The 17,117-nt window shown below is 44.7% G+C and carries 16 protein-coding genes; 6 read left to right on the top strand and 10 right to left on the bottom strand.

Translation table 11 applies throughout. From position 1 onward, the window contains the following. Positions 1 to 56: 56 nt before the first annotated feature. From AB8613_RS14545 to AB8613_RS14565, 5 genes are all read right to left on the bottom strand, one after another. Positions 57 to 962 carry a MalM family protein gene (locus AB8613_RS14545; RefSeq protein ID WP_146492159.1) on the bottom strand — a complete coding sequence of 302 codons (906 nt, stop codon included), beginning with the start codon at positions 960 to 962 and terminating at the stop codon, positions 57 to 59. 176 nt (positions 963 to 1,138) lie between these two features. Continuing rightward, on the bottom strand, positions 1,139 to 1,876 hold the full coding sequence (locus AB8613_RS14550; RefSeq protein WP_285953251.1) for a dienelactone hydrolase family protein: 738 nt from the start codon (positions 1,874 to 1,876) through the stop codon (positions 1,139 to 1,141). A gap of 189 nt (positions 1,877 to 2,065) precedes the next feature. Further along, positions 2,066 to 3,010, bottom strand: coding sequence for a 1-aminocyclopropane-1-carboxylate deaminase/D-cysteine desulfhydrase (locus AB8613_RS14555; RefSeq protein ID WP_285953252.1), 945 nt, complete (start codon positions 3,008 to 3,010; stop codon positions 2,066 to 2,068). Between the two features lie 127 nt (positions 3,011 to 3,137). Then, on the bottom strand, positions 3,138 to 4,436 hold the full coding sequence (locus tag AB8613_RS14560; RefSeq protein ID WP_372383997.1) for a sensor histidine kinase: 1,299 nt from the start codon (positions 4,434 to 4,436) through the stop codon (positions 3,138 to 3,140). Further along, complete coding sequence (locus tag AB8613_RS14565) at positions 4,433 to 5,110, bottom strand: response regulator transcription factor (protein ID WP_285953254.1); 678 nt, start codon at positions 5,108 to 5,110, stop codon at positions 4,433 to 4,435. Before AB8613_RS14565 ends, AB8613_RS14560 begins: the two co-directional genes overlap by 4 nt. A 125-nt stretch (positions 5,111 to 5,235) precedes the next feature. Between AB8613_RS14565 and AB8613_RS14570 the strand changes: the two genes are divergently transcribed. The 3 genes from AB8613_RS14570 to AB8613_RS14580 are packed head-to-tail and all read left to right on the top strand — an operon-like array spanning position 5,236 to position 8,172. Continuing rightward, positions 5,236 to 6,255, top strand: a complete 1,020-nt coding sequence (locus AB8613_RS14570; RefSeq protein WP_372383998.1) for a glycosyltransferase — start codon at positions 5,236 to 5,238, stop codon at positions 6,253 to 6,255. Next, entirely contained in the window at positions 6,252 to 7,721 is a 1,470-nt protein-coding gene (locus tag AB8613_RS14575; RefSeq protein WP_372383999.1) for an ArnT family glycosyltransferase, read from the top strand. Before AB8613_RS14570 ends, AB8613_RS14575 begins: the two co-directional genes overlap by 4 nt. Then, entirely contained in the window at positions 7,708 to 8,172 is a 465-nt protein-coding gene (locus tag AB8613_RS14580; RefSeq protein ID WP_372384000.1) for a GtrA family protein, read from the top strand. The genes AB8613_RS14575 and AB8613_RS14580 overlap by 14 nt, the downstream gene beginning before the upstream one ends. A 107-nt stretch (positions 8,173 to 8,279) precedes the next feature. Here the strand turns inward: AB8613_RS14580 and AB8613_RS14585 are convergent, their stop codons facing one another. Further along, complete coding sequence (locus AB8613_RS14585) at positions 8,280 to 10,664, bottom strand: YgiQ family radical SAM protein (protein ID WP_285953257.1); 2,385 nt, start codon at positions 10,662 to 10,664, stop codon at positions 8,280 to 8,282. Between the two features lie 236 nt (positions 10,665 to 10,900). On the opposite strand from AB8613_RS14585, the gene AB8613_RS14590 reads away from it, so the two are divergent. Beyond that, positions 10,901 to 11,581 carry a hypothetical protein gene (locus tag AB8613_RS14590; RefSeq protein ID WP_372384001.1) on the top strand — a complete coding sequence of 227 codons (681 nt, stop codon included), beginning with the start codon at positions 10,901 to 10,903 and terminating at the stop codon, positions 11,579 to 11,581. Between the two features lie 115 nt (positions 11,582 to 11,696). Then, entirely contained in the window at positions 11,697 to 11,897 is a 201-nt protein-coding gene (locus AB8613_RS14595; RefSeq protein ID WP_004741624.1) for a DUF4250 domain-containing protein, read from the top strand. Between the two features lie 141 nt (positions 11,898 to 12,038). On the opposite strand, the gene AB8613_RS14600 is transcribed toward AB8613_RS14595, so the two are convergent. Further along, positions 12,039 to 12,950: a LysR substrate-binding domain-containing protein gene (locus tag AB8613_RS14600; protein ID WP_285953259.1), complete on the bottom strand. Its 912-nt coding sequence runs from the start codon at positions 12,948 to 12,950 to the stop codon at positions 12,039 to 12,041. Positions 12,951 to 13,231: 281 nt separating this feature from the next. Between AB8613_RS14600 and metE the strand changes: the two genes are divergently transcribed. Further along, positions 13,232 to 15,595 carry a 5-methyltetrahydropteroyltriglutamate--homocysteine S-methyltransferase gene (metE, locus tag AB8613_RS14605; protein WP_372384002.1) on the top strand — a complete coding sequence of 788 codons (2,364 nt, stop codon included), beginning with the start codon at positions 13,232 to 13,234 and terminating at the stop codon, positions 15,593 to 15,595. An 89-nt stretch (positions 15,596 to 15,684) separates the two neighbouring features. Here metE and AB8613_RS14610 read toward each other — a convergent pair whose 3' ends face one another. The 3 genes from AB8613_RS14610 to yciA form a co-directional block, all read right to left on the bottom strand. Then, entirely contained in the window at positions 15,685 to 16,080 is a 396-nt protein-coding gene (locus AB8613_RS14610; RefSeq protein ID WP_285953261.1) for a GspS/AspS pilotin family protein, read from the bottom strand. A 1-nt stretch (position 16,081) separates the two neighbouring features. Next, positions 16,082 to 16,378 carry a YciI family protein gene (locus tag AB8613_RS14615; RefSeq protein WP_017063533.1) on the bottom strand — a complete coding sequence of 99 codons (297 nt, stop codon included), beginning with the start codon at positions 16,376 to 16,378 and terminating at the stop codon, positions 16,082 to 16,084. A 194-nt stretch (positions 16,379 to 16,572) separates the two neighbouring features. Next, a complete protein-coding gene (yciA, locus tag AB8613_RS14620) occupies positions 16,573 to 16,971 on the bottom strand; it encodes an acyl-CoA thioester hydrolase YciA (RefSeq protein WP_009846426.1) in 399 nt (132 codons plus the stop codon). Positions 16,972 to 17,117 lie beyond the last annotated feature (146 nt).

Consider the following 17,117-nt stretch of genomic DNA (forward strand, 5'->3'; position numbering starts at 1 on the left):
CGTTGCTCAAAAAAGAGGTAAAGTGAGAGAAAATAAACGACTACTTTGAGGCTGAGTTATTGTGCTTTTTGATATTGCTTCATCGCGTCAACAAAGGAGTTTCGCATCCCTTCGATTCCTAATCGCTCAGATTCTTCAACGTAAGTCAGTGCTGCACTAAAATCTCCAGATGAAACCGAGTTTTCTATAAGAGTTTGATAAACCTCTTTCTTATTCAGTGTATTTTCCGTTAATAAATCTGATTGGGCTACGGTTGATTCTGGAATAATTTGTTGAACTCGATTTTGACGGTTTTGTTCTTCAACAACGGTGGTTACCGCTGTGAATTTAAAATCAAAGGAGACTTTCCCGATTGCAGCGTGGGGGATGGCGTAGTCCGTGTTATGAGCGATGTTTGCCTGGATATCGCCAGAGCGTATCGCCATATCACTTGGTTTTTCGACAGGAGTTGTTTCCGCGAGTGCTTCGCTGGTTGTGAATACGACCAAGTAAGCAGGAGCCTCGCCGTTTAAGTAACGTTCTTGCAGTTCTATTTGTGCGCCATATTGTGCACCATCAAGCAGGCTAAGTGGCTGGTATGTGATGCTTTCTTTACCAATAACATCTAGCGGCTGGTAATTTTTGTCTAAGACCAAAAGTGACGGAACGAATGCTGAATAATTAGCATTTGAAGTCACTGAAAAACGAATAGCATCTAGTGTTGTAGGAAGCTTTAGCCCTCCAGCAAAGGATCGGCCAGATTTGAACTCGATTTTAGGGCTTGCTGTGGTGATCGAAACAGATATTTCTTCTGGGTTCGTAATGCTTTGATATTGAATGGTACTCAGATTTTCGCAGCAGTTTTCGTTATTTTTTAGTGACTCTAGCCCCGGAGAAGTTTTGTGGTAGCTAACCGGTGACTCTGTCACTGTTGAACAGGCGCTGAGTGCGAATACCGCTGGTAGTATTGCTAAATATTTCATAATTTCTCACAGTTAAAAAAGCATATCTGATTCAGAGTGCCTAATTGATAATAGAGATACATTACAAGAAAGCGCTTTCTTTTTGAGTGACGAACGCCAAATTTAAAGAAATAGTCGCTAATAATTAGTACGAATTAGGTGACAGGCTTCCGTTGAGCTGTTACTTAGATTGAAAGTTAACGAGATACCGAACTTAACAACTGAGTAAAGCGTTCCCACGATTTTTGGTCAGCTTCTTGTTGATAGTTGTTTGAGTCGAATACAGTAAAGGCATGCGGCGCACCACTGTAGGTGATCATTTCATGCGGAACTTTGGCCGTTTCAAGCTCAGCGGCGAGGTTGCCAAAATCTTGCATTGAGATCATAGCGTCTGCCGTTCCATGGAGCACGACAACAGGTGCTTTGGTTTGTGAGTAGTCTTGTCCTTTCGGTGTCGATAGACCACCGTGGAAGGTGACATAAGCTTTGGATGGAATTCCTGCTCTCGCGGCTTCCAATACGGCGGCACCACCAAAACAGTAACCCATCATCACATTGTTATCTAAGTTACCGCCAAGCCTTTGTGCTTCCAAGGCTCCTGCATTGAGGAGCGCGCGCATTTTTTCTCTGTCTCTATACAGCTCGCCTGTGTGTTGTTTTTTGTCTTTCACCTCGGTTGGGCGGATGCCTTTACCAAACAGGTCGATGGCGAATACGTTGTAACCGAGTTCATTAAGCATCTCAGAGCGCTTCTTCTCGTAGTCGGTCAAACCATCCCAATCGTGTATTAAAAGTATTAAGGGCGCTTGATCGCTGGCTTCACTCCAATAACCTTCATATTCCATGCCATCAACCTGGTAGATGACGTTTTCTCCAGACAGTGCTGAAAAGGGAAGTAAAACCGAAAACAGACCTAGCGTAGTGAGTGTTCGCATACGTTATTCCTTTCGATGACAATGACGTTCCAATCGAAAGTATAGATAACACGACGATTCTCGCCAGATTGCTAGGTTGGCTTTGATAGATGAAGTAATGAAAGGGTCGCTAGGCTAATTTGAGCATAAACAACCACAGTGGCAGAGCATTATGGTTGTTCGGGGGGCAAGGTTAGGGCATCAGAGAAATTACCAAGTTGTACTGGTGTTATCACTGTTGGAATTGCTGGTTTTGATATCGGGATACTTACGCTGATAGCGTGGCAACATGGATTCATTACCTAAGATGCCACCTTGATGGATATAGATGATGGTTTGGGTCGGGTTATCTGCTTGCCATTGTTCTAAGCATTGCCACATTAATGGGTCGTAAAGCAGGTCAAACTCGATGTCGGTTTGCTCTTGTAGATCCAACCAAGTTTGATAATCCTGTTGATACAATTTTCCAAAGTGGTGCTTGGTTTTGAGCGGTAAGATCTGCGGGTGATCGGTTTCACCAAGTTCATTGAATTGCTGTGTTAAGTATTCACTGCCACCGACACACGCACAGGTTAACACCGGGATGTTGTGCACTTTTAAATGCTTATGTAGATACAGTGCAGTGCTGCCTGTGCCTGCTGGTAGTGCAACGACGAAATCGTGTTTGTTTTCGAAGCGAGTCCAGCTGAGTATTTCCATCGCCAGTTGTTTCACACCGTACTCAGCAAGCTGAGAACGTCCACCTTCTGGTAACACAATGCACTGAGAGTCAGGTTGTCTTAGTTGCTCAATATACTCTTGTGGATGAAGCTCAGAGCCTGTTTCTTTGACTGAAATAACCTTAGCCTCAAGATCGATAGCGCCACGGTAGTTACCTAGCGGGCGTTCTTGTAGCCATTGAGGAATGTGGTCGACATAAAATTCAAGCGTCCAGCCTTTAATTTTAGCAAGTGCAGCGAGCGAGAACAGAGAATTAGCTTGAGCAGAACCGTAGCTGATTAAAGTGGTGACGTTTGGGTGCTCGTCTTCGAGTAGCTTCATGAACTTTCGGGCTTTATTGCCACAAAAATGGGAGTGAAGTTGATCGTCACGCTTTAAGAAAAAGGTGTGCTCATTGTATTGATGCTGAGTTACAGGGCTATTATTTAGTTTCATCGCACTTAGATAAAATGCTGACTAAAGAGCCAGCATTTTTATATCAAATAGGATTAGTAAGTATCTAGTAGCGAGCGAGTGCTGTAAACCAACTAAATCAAGTTTTCATTGGATATTGAGCTCTGCGTTACGAGTTTGTTCGCTCGATAATTGGTGAGGTTGAATCGGTTTGCAAGCTGATTTTTGCAGTGCACCCACCAGAACTACGGTTGACTAATTCAAAGCCCCAATGGAAGCGTTGGCACAAGTCATCGACAATCAATAGACCTAATCCATGACCATTCGGGTTATATTGCTCCTGAAGGCCTTCGCCTTGGTCTTCTATTACGATACTTTCTTGGGACAGGTTAATAGTGACAGTGCCACTATTAGTCGCTGCAATGGCGTTCCTCAACAAGTTGCCGATCAACATATTCATTATTGCGCTGGTGGCTTGAATAGTTGGCTCTGATTGAACGTGTAAGGATATCTCGATTTCCTTTTCATCCGCTTGTAATGAGTTCTTGGAAATGATGGCTTCTAGCTCTTGCTGGCTAAACAAGCGCAGAGGTGCGTCGTCACTGTCTCTCTCATAACGGACTAAACCGAGCAGGGCGTCGACCATTTCTGACATCTGAACAATAGCATCATCAATACGTTCAACCTGGCGAGATTGAAATTCCGTGGTTTCGCTTCTTAAAAGTAATTTATTCGCACCACGAGCGACCGTTAGTGGGGTTCTTAACTCATGGCTTGAATAGCGAGCAAATGCTTGTTCGCGCTTGAGCAAGGAGTTGATCTCTCTACGGTATTGATTGAGTTGGTCTGTTAACTGACGAAACTCAACTGCCGCATCATCGCTTACACCAAACTCTTCATTGAGGTTGAGCTTATTCGACTCAAGCTGTTCAGAAAGAGAGTTGAAGGGCTCGATCAGCCTCTTAGACAGGCGATAGAGCAACGCACCAAAGCCAAAAATCAAGATAGAAAGCAGTGTGAGTACAAAGGTGGTTGCGTACATGAGTTCAGAAACATCAAACTCAACAAGGTCTATCTCGGAAAGCAGGATAATTGGAAAGGTTTCTCCTTCGTCAGTGTATTCTCCCACATACACCATACGAGATTCTGGCTCTTCGCCGACTTCACCAATGAAGCTCTCTTTATCTTTAATAAACTTGTAATATTTGGCAGGAATGAATGAAGGATCGTTATAGGCGATTGTCAGATCATCTATCTTTAACTCACCACTTTCTCCTGCTTGAAATAACCTTACCGCATAATTTCGGTCAATCAGGATGCGTCTTTCACCGACCCGATCTTCTGACATGTAAAGCGCGGCAACAAAAACGACATAGACGAATGCAGATACGATCACGGCCATTAACCCAAAGAAAAGCGCTAAGCGGCCAGTTAAGGTTTTGGTGCTTGTGAGAACATTTAAGATCAATTCGATGGCTCCAAACGGAATCCAACTTTAGGTACGGTAATCAACATTGGGGTGTCAAAAGGTTTGTCGAGTTGATTACGCAGTTGATAGATGTGGCTACGTAACACATCGTTGTTGGGCTCGTCTTCTTCCCATAGCTTGTATGAGATATCTTCGCGAGTGACCACTTCAGGTGCGTTTTGGCACAGCATCTCAAGTATCGTGTAAGTGGTTGGGTTCAGTGCAAGTAATTTGTCTTGGCGGTACGCTTTGCGTGTCTTTTGATCGATGGTGAGTTCATCGAACTGAAGTTTAGAAGAGGCGACTTTTCCGCGGTAACGACGAACCAACGCGTTCATTCTCGCTTCTAGAATATCCAAGTCAAAAGGCTTGGTGAGGTAGTCATCTGCACCGTGGTCAAAGCCTTTTAACATGTCTTCGCGGCTATCCAGTGCAGTGAGCATCAAAATGGGTGTTGCGTTGCCTTGGTCTCGCAGTTTATTACAAACGGTTAGGCCGTCCATTCTCGGCAGCATTAGATCTAATATGATGATATCAAATGAGTTTTCCATTGCGAGTTGCAGGCCCAGTTCGCCGTTGTCCGCATAATCGAGTTCCATACCAATACACTCAAAGTAATCAAACAAGACACCTGCAATTTCACGGTTATCTTCGACTAATAGAACTCGTTTCATTTTGATTCTCATACAGAAATAGACAGTAACATTATCCTGAGTGAGCGTGAAAAATATGTCAATAACATAACTTTCACTTATGGGAGGGTAGATTGACTCCAGATTAGAAAATAGAAGATTGTATTATGTCTGAACTTCATATTAGCCGCCCTAAGATATCTACTTCGCAGATTAACCCTGCGGTATCTCTGTCTATCATTGTGCCTTTTTACGATGAACAAGAGGTGTTGGAAGAGTTCCATTCTCGCCTAACTAAGGTTCTCGATAGCTTACCGATTACGAGTGAGATTGTTTATGTCGATGATGGTAGCAAAGACAACAGCTTGGATTTGGTGAGTTCATTCACTTCAATCAATAGTTCAATCTCGGTGATTGGTTTAAGCCGTAACTTTGGTAAAGAGTCAGCCATGAGTGCTGGCCTTGAGCATTGCCGCGGACAAGCGGTGATCCTGTTAGATGCAGACCTGCAAGATCCGCCGGAGCTTATTCCACAAATGGTTGCCAAATGGCGAGAAGGTTATGACGTCGTCAACATGCAGCGCAGCCAACGTGACGGTGAAACGTGGTTCAAGAAGTTTTCAGCGGCAAGCTTTTACAAAGTCATGAACGTGGCAGCAAAGATCGATGTTCCTGAAAATGTGGGCGACTTCAGACTGTTGAGTCGTGAAGTTGTCGACCATATCAACCAGCTTCCTGAACGTAATCGTTACATGAAAGGCATTTTCTCATGGCCGGGGTTCAGACAAGCGACGATTCAGTTTAAGCGTGACGCTCGCTTTTGTGGCGAGACTAAGTGGAACTACTTGAAGCTGATTGGCTTGGCGATGGATGGCATCACCTCGTTCTCAATTCGACCACTGCGCATTGCGACAGCAGTTGGTGGCCTCGTTGCCTTAACGGCTTTTGTGTATGGGATGGTCATTGTGTTCAAAACCATGATGTTTGGTGAGCCTATCACTGGTTACCCGTCAATAATGGTTGTACAACTTGCCCTCGGCGGCATTCAACTTCTGAGTATTGGTTTAATGGGGGAATACATAGGTCGTATTTTTATCGAAACCAAGAATCGCCCTTTGTATCTGATCCAGTCTGTGGTTGATACACCCGCGTTAAAAACACATTTTAAATTAGAGGAGTCAGCATGAGCCTGAACAGAACGCACCTATGGTATTTGTTGGCTTTTGCATTGGTTTTAAGGCTTTTATCTTTGGCAACCTACCCATTAATGGACACCACCGAAGCACGCTACGGTGAAATGGCTCGTCTAATGGTGGAAACGGGTAATTGGCTAACGCCGCAGTTTGATTATGGCATTCCTTTCTGGGGTAAGCCGCCGCTGTTTACATGGATGAGTGCTGCCGGTATTGAGTTGTTCGGCCTAAGTGAATTTGCCGTTCGAGCTCCTCATTGGTTAGCGGGTGTAGTAACAATTTTGCTGACGGCTTACATGGCGAAGCGAACAGGACAAAGCGCTTTAGTTGCAGCCGTTGTATTGGCGACATGTGGTATTTTTTCTATCGCTGCGGGTGCTGTGATGACAGACATTGCGTTAACCTTAGCGATGACTATTGCCATGCTAGGCTTCTACCTGTGTTGGAAGGGGGAAGGGAGTGCGAAGACTAATAGATACTGGGGTTACGTTGGCTTTATTGGTTTGGCATTAGGCTTACTTGCAAAAGGGCCAGTAGCGATTGTCATCATGGGTATCGCAGTATTCCCTTGGTTGGTCTTACAACACGGTTTCTTTGGTGCTTTTAAAGCGCTTTGGCAACGTTTCCCATTGTTGTCTGGTTTAGGTGTGATGTTAGCGATCGCTTTGCCTTGGTACATCATGGCAGAGATGGCGACACCGGGTTTCATTGATTACTTTATTGTTGGCGAACATTTTAAGCGTTTTGTTGTGAGTGGCTGGGAGGGGGATCTTTATGGATCTGCTCATGATGAAACACGAGGCATGATCTGGGTATTCTGGATTCAAGCCGCTGCGCCTTGGTCGATTGTATTACCGATATTGGCATTTGCTCGACGCAAGAGAATTGCAGAAATTAACGTTGAGAATAGCGGACTGTTTTCATTCCTTGTGTGTTGGTTGATTTCACCTTTGATTCTTTTCACTATGGCGGGCAATATTCTTCCTGCTTACGTGTTACCAGGTATTCCTGCTCTTGGTTTGTTGGTTGCTATACTCGTAGTGGAAAAAGATAAGAAGTGGTTCTCCAGCGTGGCCTTAGTTCTGCCAGTGTTGCTGATGATTGCGATGGTTTACCTAAACCTAGGTAAGGCGAACGAGAAGAGTGACCGTATCATCTTTGAACAGATTACGGATTCTGCGCCAAGCTTCTATGTGGGTAAGCGACCATTCTCAGGTCAATTTTATAGCCATGGGCAAGCAAAGAAACTGCTCGATATCGAGCAACTAGATGGCATCGACAAGTTCTACTTGATTGGTAAAAGAGCAGAAGTAGAAACCAAGATTAAAGACAACGCGTTAACTTGTATTTTGGAACCAACGGTGAAAATAAAGCGTGCTTTGTTTAGCTGTCATAGCCAAAACATCAAACCAAATTTGTCGTTGAGCCACGTTCGAAGTGAAAGTGATGTTCAGCGTTAACTCAGGACTGCAAATGTTCAACAACAAGCTTCAGGCACACAGTCAAAAGCTCCAATCCCATCACAAGATGGTTCGATTTGCTGTGGTTGGTGCTGGTGGGTTTGTTGTTGATTGTGCGGTATTCGCCTTGCTGCATTACATTGTAGGTTTGCCTTTAATGACGGCGAGAATAGGCTCGTTCATTGCTGCTGCAACGACAACGTGGTTTGGTAATCGCGTGCTGACTTTTGGGTTCAAGGGGAAGGGGAGTTGGTCTGATAAACTGATTCAGTGGCAAAAATTCATGTTCTCCGCATCGATATCAGCGGTACCTAATCTACTGTGCTTTAAGTTGATGGCAGAACTACTGCCAGTGTTTACTGGCGCTCTGTTTATCGCAATGGCAGTTGGTATCTTGGTCGGTATGGTGACTAACTACCTGTTTAGTCAATATTGGGTCTTCACTCGTTAGATTCTTTGTAATCACATAGCCAAGTGACAACTGGTACAAACACAAAAAAGCGCAGCTAAATAGCTGCGCTTTGTATTTCATTACTATTAAGTTATTGGCTCACAATATTAGCGTTGTGTCGCGCGTTGGCGATTCTTTCCGTTGCCAGCAGGTTTGCCACCTTGACCATTGCCCGCTTTGTTGCGGTTTCCGCCGCTATTGCCTTGTGATTGACCACCAGGAGCTTTCTTAATGAAGCCTGTCGCTGGTTTACGAGCGTTGCCATTGCCGCTACCGTTTTGCTTTCCGTTTCCTTGGTTAGCATTGCCTTGGCTGTTGCCGTTAGCATTCGGCTTTTTACCACCAGGTTTGGAATGGTTGCGTGGCTTCTCGCCGCCTAAACCCGGTTGAGATTTGCTGTGCTTCGTTGCAAAACGCTGTGAGCCGTGACGACCAGACTTACGACGTTGTGCTGGTGTTTGTGCATCAAAATCTTCTGCTGGTACTAGGCAGTTTGCTTTATCACCGATCAAGTGCTGTTTACCCATGCTGATCAGAGCTTCACGGATGATCTTCCAGTTTTCTGGATCGTGGTAACGAAGCAGTGCTTTATGCAGACGACGTTGACGGTCACCTTTAGGCACTGGCACATCTTCACGCTTCTTATATTTCACACGCTTCAGAGGGTTCGTCTCTGAGTAGTACATCGACGTTGCATTACACATTGGTGATGGGTAGAAGTTCTGTACTTGGTCACACTCGTAGTTGTGCTTTTTAAGCCACATTGCAAGGTTAAGCATGTCTTCATCTTCTGTGCCCGGGTGAGCGGAGATGAAGTAAGGAATTAGGTACTGTTTCTTACCGGCTTCAGCGCTGTACTTTTCGAACATCTCTTTGAAACGATCGTAAGTGCCCATTCCCGGTTTCATCATCAGATCCAGTGGGCCTTTTTCAGTATGCTCTGGAGCAATCTTCAAGTAGCCACCTACGTGGTGAGTCACAAGCTCACGTACGTACTCTGGAGATTCAATCGCTAAGTCGTAACGAACACCAGAAGCGATCATGATCTTCTTAACGCCCGGTACTTTTCTTGCTGAGCGGTATAGGTCAATCGTGTGTTGGTGGTCTGTGTTTAGCTTTTCACAGATTTTCGGGAAAACACATGATGGGCGACGACAGTTAATTTCTGCTTTCGGATCGGAACAACCTAAACGGTACATGTTCGCCGTTGGGCCACCCAAGTCAGAAATAGTACCGGTAAAGCCAGGTACTTTATCTTTAATGTCTTCGATTTCATCCAAGATCGATTCTTTCGAACGGTTCTGAATGATACGACCTTCGTGCTCTGTGATTGAACAGAAAGAACAACCACCAAAACAACCACGCATGATGTTCACCGAGGTTTTGATCATGTCGTAAGCAGGAATCTTCGCTTTGCCGTACATAGGGTGAGGAACACGCTTGTAAGCAAGGCCAAACACGTAATCCATCTCTTCAGTCGTCAATGGAATTGGTGCTTGGTTAACCCAAAGTTCACGGTTACCATGACGTTGAATCAAAGCACGACCTGAATACGGGTTTGTCTCTAGGTGCAAGATACGGCTAGCGTGAGCGTAAAGAATACGGTCGTTGTTTAGCTTTTCGTATGCAGGGATACGAACGGCTGTTGTTTTTGCATCGTGACGAGAAGGGCGAATCGTAATCGGCTGCGCTTTTATTTCTTCTTTCTCATCTTTCTTAGTATCACATTGCGTTTCCACTTCGTACGGGTTTACCGGTACGTAAGCTTTGTTCGGCTTTTCGATACGAGAAGAGTCGATGATTTTGAAGCCTTCAGGCGCTGCAGCAAGATTGATTGCTGTACCACGAATGTCTGTCAGCGTTGACATGTCTTCGCCATCAGCGATGCGGTGTGCCACTTCAACCAGTGCGCGCTCGGCGTTACCAAAAAGAAGGATGTCTGCTTTTGCATCAAACAATACAGAGCGACGAACTTTATCCGACCAGTAGTCGTAGTGCGCAACACGTCGCAAGCTCGCTTCAATACCACCAAGAACGATTGGCGTGCCTTTGTAGGCTTCACGACAACGTTGAGAGTAAACCAGAGTTGCACGGTCAGGACGCTTACCACCTTCGTTATTTGGCGTGTAAGCATCATCGTGACGTAATTTGCGATCAGAGGTGTAGCGGTTGATCATGGAGTCCATGTTACCCGCTGTAATGCCGAAGAATAGGTTAGGTTTACCTAGCTTCATAAAGGCATCTTTATTGTCCCACTTTGGTTGAGCGATAATGCCCACGCGGAAACCTTGAGCTTCAAGGAGACGGCCGATGATAGCCATACCAAAGCTCGGGTGATCGACATACGCATCACCAGTTACAATAATAATGTCACAGCTATCCCATCCAAGAGCATCCATCTCCTTTCTACTGGTAGGCAAAAAGGGTGCAGTTCCGTAGCACTCGGCCCAGTATTTTTTGTGTTCGTGAATAGGAGTGATATCGCTGTACATATTTCAACCTCTGATTTTTGAGGCGGGAATTATAGCGGCATGAGACTAGACTAGCCAGTAGAACATGCCCCTGTTAGTTCTGGTGTCTTTCGTCTTTTTACGGTAATGGCGACAAAAGAGCCATAAAACAGCATAGTTGAAGTCTTGAATAACGTCGCTAATTTATGATTTTGATTAGTGTTCGCAGCAGTTTTTGATATTATTCGCGAAAATAAGTCTGAAGAAGTAGATCCACAATGGTCGAAACGTTATTAGTACAATTTGCTCCGATGCTTTTAGGAGCCCAACTGATCTTAACCCTCATCCTGGTAAAAGGGGATATTTGCCCAGGACAACGTGGTCGTATCCACAAGATGTTGCCTGCGATTGGCGTGCTTTGGCTTGCCGTTGCTTCGGTTAAAATTGAAGCATTCCTTGTCGTATTCACAATCTTTTATTTCTACTCACAAGTTCAAACTAAGAAGACTCGTGATTCTGGCCCTATCTGGGTGATGTATCTTGCTTGCGGTTTAGCGCTGTCATACGTTGCAATTCAAGCGACTGAACAAGTAACCACTGTCGGTATCATTACGACTCTGCTGTTGGTCGTATTATTAGGTGCTGCGTTTGGTCATTTATTGCTGACGATCGCAAGAACGCGTTTGCAAGCATTCCACCGTGTTTTGCCAGTGGTGGGTGTATTGACGGGTATGTTGGTGGTTTTGGCGACGGTGGTGAGTGTTTATTCCCTTTCTGAAGCTCAACTAGAGCCTGTGATTTCAACTTTGTTGTTCAGCTTTGCTTTGCTAATCTCATCTATTGTGGTGTGGTGTTGGCATCTACTGTTCGTCAAGACCCCTGAAAAGCTGCAACTGACGGTTTCGTTATTGATGTTATTGGCGGCTGCTGTTGGTTTAACGCCAGTTTGGGCACTTTAGTCGCTCATTCTTATTAATCACGTACTCTCATTAAGAAGTGTGATCAGTTTTTTAGCATGGCGTTGGTAAGCGTTCTAAACTTAATTTTAGTCGGTGTGTTCGTAAGGAGTACGAGATGGATTTAAGTAACGTTAAAAGTCTGGATAGCATTATCTTGCTGGGAATAGTGAACGAAAAACTGCGCTTAGAGTGCGACAGTTTTGAAGAGCTCATTAGTATGTATGAGATGGATATAGAAAGTGTCGTCGGCAAGCTTGATATGCTTGGCTATCAATACGATCCGCTGACTAATCAGTTTAAGTCATACGCAAGATAGTCTATTTTTCGCGAATCAACAGATAACGCAAAACAAGCGCTACTAAACCTAAAAAGTCACAGATAATCTGTGACTTTTTTGTTTATGATTTGCGTGTCTGGCGTTTGCTTTTTGTCTTAGCGAACACAATCAGAAATACCGTTAAACGACCTTTATTCCATCCAGGTGGCTCTTACTCTGCTGCCTTGCAGTGCTGAAGAATGCTTGCAGATAACGCTTGTCTTTCTCTGAGTTTCTTACCGCTGCAAACAGTCTTCTTGAAAGCCCTTTACCTAACGGTTTACTGGCGATTAAGCCTTGTCGTGAAAATTCACTGATCGCCCAGTTTGGCAATGCTGCGACACCTAATCCTGCCGATACCATTTGCACCAACATCAAGGTGTTGTCTGCTTGCTTCCACTTCTTAGGTTCTACACCTGCAGGTTGCAAAAAGTGCTTCACAACATCCAAACGCTGTTTTTGAACTGGATAGGAGAGCATGGTGAGATCGCTAAGATCTTGCGGAGCAATGCTTGGCTTATCAGCCAAAGGCGAGTTAATTGCAGTGATCAAACGCATCTCGAAGTCGAAAAGTGGCTCATAGTGAACCTCTGAACGTGGCTGAATGTCTGAGGTGATCACCAAGTCTAATTCACCAGCCATTAATGCGGGTAGGGGTTCAAAACCAAAGCCTGACGAAAAATCTAATGTCACACTCGGCCAAGCAACTTGGTACTCCTTCAAAGCGGGCATTAACCATTGGAAGCATGAGTGACACTCGATCGCCATGTGCAAACGCCCATTCACGTCCTCTTTTAGGCTTGCGAGTTCGTTCTCTGCTTTAGCGATTCTTGGCTGTATCTCATCGGCGAGCTTAAGCAAAATCTCACCTTCAGAGGTGAATTTAACTGGCCTCGTTTTACGCAGGAAAAGCTGACCGCCAATACGCGCCTCAAGGTCTTTCAATTGGTGAGAAAGCGCCGATTGAGTTAGGTGAAGAGAGGTCGCTGTGGCTGTGAGTGAGCCGCTGTCTCTTAAGGTGGTCAATGTTCGCAGATGTTTAAGCTCTATCATGAGTATTCCTCATATTCCCTAAGCCAATTCAATATTTCTTAATAATCACCCTACGGGGTTTTTTATCATTTGTAAACGTCTAGATGTCCAGATGGATTTAATTGTGTTCATCTCTGACTCGCTGATGATGAATATTTTTAATAAACAAGATGAATATTTGGACGTTGTTCGTCGAGCTGATTCGGTAGATAGTTTAGCCATCCGGACGCCTTTTTATGAAAGCAAGAACACAATAGGCAGTCTGAAAAGATACTAACAATTATTGAATAAGGAATCGGTTCATGACGACAACAACGCATATTCTTGGCTACCCACGTATTGGTGAAAAACGCGAACTCAAATTCACACTAGAGAAGTACTGGCGCGGTGAAATTGGTCAATCTGAACTCAAACAACTAGGCAGCGAGCTGAGAAATCGTAACTGGAATGTACAAGCTGATGCGAATCTTAGCTTTGTAACTGCGGGTGACTTCGCATGGTACGACCATGTGTTAACAACGACTTTGCTCTTGGGCCATGTACCAAAACGTCACGCTGGTGGATCTGAAGAAGAGAAAGCCTTCCCAGACTTAGATACCTTGTTCCGCGTTGGCCGCGGGCAATCTCAAACTCAAATACAATCTCAAAAGCTGCCAACTTGTTGTGGCGGGAAACATGGTTCAGAAAGTGCCAAAGATGGTACTGCAGCATCTGACATGACCAAGTGGTTCAACACGAATTATCACTACATTGTTCCAGAGTTCAGTAAAGATGATTCGTTTGAAGTGAGCTGGCCACAACTGTTTGATGAAGTGAATGAAGCCATTCAAGCTGGGCATAAGGTGAAGCCAGTTCTTCTAGGTCCGCTGTCTTACTTATATCTAGGCAAAGAAGTGGAAGAGGGCTTTGACCGTTTAACCTTGCTTCCACGTCTACTTACTGCCTACCAAGCGATTTTAGCTAAGCTTGCCAAGTTGGGCGTTGAGTGGGTGCAAATCGATGAGCCCATACTATCCCTGGAACTTGAAACTAAGTGGGCTGATTCATTCAAACTGGCTTATCAAGTGATTCAAGGCGATGTGAAACTATTGCTTACTACTTACTTTGATTCAGTGACTGATACGTTAGATAAAATCGTAAAACTGCCAGTGAATGGTTTACATATCGACTTGGCTGCCGCACCGCAGCAACTTGATGAAGTGGTGAATAAACTACCTGAAGATTGGGTGCTCTCTGCAGGTGCAATCAATGGCCGTAATATTTGGCGAGCTGACTTAGCCGCGCAGCTTGAGTTACTACAGCCAGTGAAAGAGAAGCTAGGAGACAAATTGTGGGTCGCAAGTTCATGTTCGTTGCTGCATAGCCCAGTCGACCTTGAGTTAGAAGAGACACTCAGCGAAGAAGTGAAGAGTTGGTTTGCCTTTGCAAAACAGAAAGTGACTGAGGTGAGCTTATTGGGTGCAGCGCTGGACGGCGATCAAAATGCCATTTTAGCGTGCGAGACTTATAGCCAGCCGATTGTAGCTCGTAAGAGTGCAACTCATGTTAATAAGCCACAGGTACAGGCTCGCCTCAACACGATTACCAAAGCACTCGCTGACCGTAGTACCCCTTACCCAGAGCGAGCTGCACATCAGTCGGAAGTTTTAGGTTTACCATTACTGCCAACGACTACGATTGGTTCTTTTCCACAGACTGGTGAGATACGTGTTCAGCGCAGCGCTTATCGCAGCGGGAAATTGAGTGAAGCGGAATACACGACTGCACTAAAAGGTCATATCGCCGATGCGGTGAAGCGTCAAGAAGCACTCGATTTAGATGTGTTGGTGCATGGAGAAGCGGAACGTAACGACATGGTGGAGTACTTTGCAGAGAACTTAGCAGGTTTTCAGACCACCAAATTTGGCTGGGTACAAAGCTACGGCTCTCGCTGCGTGAAACCTGCGATTGTGGTCGCGGACATTGAGCGTGAAAAACCGATGACGGTTGAGTGGTCGACTTATGCACAATCACTGACATCTAAGCAGATGAAAGGCATGCTGACTGGCCCGGTCACTATTTTGTGTTGGACGTTCCCGCGTGAGGATATCTCGCGTAAAGATATTACTAACCAATTAGCATTTGCGCTGCGTGATGAAGTATCTGACCTACAAGATGCAGGAATCAACATTATTCAGATTGATGAACCTGCGATTCGTGAAGGTTTACCATTGAAAAAACGTGACCATGCAGAATACTTAGAATGGGCAGTTGATGCCTTTAAGATCTCAGCCGCGAGTGCCAAGCCTGAGACGCAAATCCATACACACATGTGTTACAGCGAGTTCAACGAAATCATTGATTCAGTGGCCGCACTAGACGCTGACGTAATTACCATTGAGACCTCTCGTTCGAATATGGAATTGCTTAAAGCGTTTGAAGAGTTCAATTACCCGAATGCTATTGGTCCAGGTGTTTACGATATTCACTCGCCAAACATTCCATCGCAAGAGTGGATCATTGGTCTGTTGAAGAAAGCAGCGGAGAAAATTCCGGCAGAACGTTTATGGGCAAACCCAGATTGTGGTCTAAAGACACGTAATTGGGCAGAAACAGAAGCAGCACTGACTAACTTAGTCTCTGCGACTAAGGCACTGCGTAAAGAGTGGGAGTCAACAGAAGCTTAACTATCATTAGAGCTATATGACTCAAAATAAAAAGCCTCGTAACTGCGAGGCTTTGAAGTTCATATTTGTTCGAATCTCGAATCTCGAATCTAGCTGCTGCTCTGGCAAGTATCTTTGCTGATCAGCTTCTCAACCATCAATTGTCCGCGTGTGTTGCGAATCTTAATGTTGTAAGCCAAGCCCATGTCTAGGTTTGCTCTTACTTCTGAGTTAGTGCAGTAGCTATTCACACTCATATCAACAACTTGGTTTAAAGGCTTCGCACCTTTAGCATCTTGGTTGTAGATCATCATGATTTCAATCACGGTGTTTTTTGCGAGTACTCGCATGACCGACAACGGGCCGTACTCAATCGGCAAGCCGGCAGATAAAACGCCAGCACGGTGCTGAGCCATCATCTCTAGCTGTCTTTGTTCGTCATGCTCACTTGATGAACAGCCTGCAAGCAGAGCTAAAGCCAGTGAGCCAATAATCCATTTTTTCACGTTAAAATACTTTCTTGAATGGTTTAACAATAACATTTTGGTAGACACCAGCAGCGATGTACGGGTCTGCGTCTGCCCACGTCTGTGCATCTTCTAAAGAATTAAACTCAGCAATCACAGTCGAACCTGTGAAGCCTGCTTCACCAGGGTTATCTGAGTCAATGGCTGGCATTGGGCCTGCTGTTAACAGTCGGCCTTCATCGTGAAGTGTTTGTAGGCGTTCTAAATGTTGTGGGCGAACACTTAGGCGTTTTTCTAATGAATTTTCGACGTCTTGAGAAAAAATCACGTACCACATATTGAGATATCCTTATTTTACTTCACTAAATTGGGGCGTTTAAATTCGCTATCTTGCTAATTTACGCGAACTAATTGGTATTGGAAGGACTAATGATAAGAAATTGTGAATTGGTGCGGGAGAGTGAGAAGGTCTTTAGCATTTTTAATCGAAATGGCTAAAGACCTTACAGTGCGATAGGGCTGTCGAAAGTCCTATTTATTGATAGAGCGAGGCTTGCCACTTTCATCAACTGCCACGTAATTGAACGTCGCGCCACACACCTTGTAACGGTCGCCGATGCCGTGATCAAGTACAGGCTTAACCCATACTTCTAGGTCGATATTCATCGAGCTACGACCAATTTTAGTACAGTCACCATAAACGCACACCACATCACCTACTGAAACCGGCTGTTTGAACTCGATACTCGATACTGAAACGGTGACTATTTTGCCGTTAGAGATCTCTTTTGCCAGTATGCCGCCAGCAAGGTCGAGTTGAGACATTATCCAACCACCGAAAATCTGGCCTGCTGCATTGGTATCAGAAGGCATCGCCAAGGTGCGAAGAAGTAAAGAACCAATTGGGTTCAAAGTTGATTGAATCGTCATTGTAGTACTCTTGGTGGTATTGATTATCTTAAATAAAAACTGATGTGTTGACTGATTGGGTACATTGGCAAATGAGTGCAATGAACAACAAGAAACCAGATGGCCGTTAATTTAGTGAGATTGTCACTAAATAATAGGCTTTATTT

This window comes from Vibrio sp. BS-M-Sm-2 (assembly GCF_041504345.1).
Taxonomy (GTDB): Bacteria; Pseudomonadota; Gammaproteobacteria; order Enterobacterales; family Vibrionaceae; genus Vibrio; species Vibrio satsumensis.

Coding starts and splice junctions, on each gene's coding strand:
- AB8613_RS14545 (WP_146492159.1), bottom strand. CDS start 962: ATGAAATATTTAGCAATACTACCAGCGGTATTCGCACTCAGCGCCTGT.
- AB8613_RS14590 (WP_372384001.1), top strand. CDS start 10,901: ATGGTCGAAACGTTATTAGTACAATTTGCTCCGATGCTTTTAGGAGCC.
- AB8613_RS14555 (WP_285953252.1), bottom strand. CDS start 3,010: ATGAAACTAAATAATAGCCCTGTAACTCAGCATCAATACAATGAGCAC.
- AB8613_RS14585 (WP_285953257.1), bottom strand. CDS start 10,664: ATGTACAGCGATATCACTCCTATTCACGAACACAAAAAATACTGGGCC.
- AB8613_RS14615 (WP_017063533.1), bottom strand. CDS start 16,378: ATGTGGTACGTGATTTTTTCTCAAGACGTCGAAAATTCATTAGAAAAA.
- AB8613_RS14580 (WP_372384000.1), top strand. CDS start 7,708: ATGTTCAGCGTTAACTCAGGACTGCAAATGTTCAACAACAAGCTTCAG.
- AB8613_RS14550 (WP_285953251.1), bottom strand. CDS start 1,876: ATGCGAACACTCACTACGCTAGGTCTGTTTTCGGTTTTACTTCCCTTT.
- AB8613_RS14575 (WP_372383999.1), top strand. CDS start 6,252: ATGAGCCTGAACAGAACGCACCTATGGTATTTGTTGGCTTTTGCATTG.
- AB8613_RS14595 (WP_004741624.1), top strand. CDS start 11,697: ATGGATTTAAGTAACGTTAAAAGTCTGGATAGCATTATCTTGCTGGGA.
- metE (WP_372384002.1), top strand. CDS start 13,232: ATGACGACAACAACGCATATTCTTGGCTACCCACGTATTGGTGAAAAA.
- AB8613_RS14570 (WP_372383998.1), top strand. CDS start 5,236: ATGTCTGAACTTCATATTAGCCGCCCTAAGATATCTACTTCGCAGATT.
- AB8613_RS14565 (WP_285953254.1), bottom strand. CDS start 5,110: ATGAAACGAGTTCTATTAGTCGAAGATAACCGTGAAATTGCAGGTGTC.
- AB8613_RS14600 (WP_285953259.1), bottom strand. CDS start 12,950: ATGATAGAGCTTAAACATCTGCGAACATTGACCACCTTAAGAGACAGC.
- yciA (WP_009846426.1), bottom strand. CDS start 16,971: ATGACGATTCAATCAACTTTGAACCCAATTGGTTCTTTACTTCTTCGC.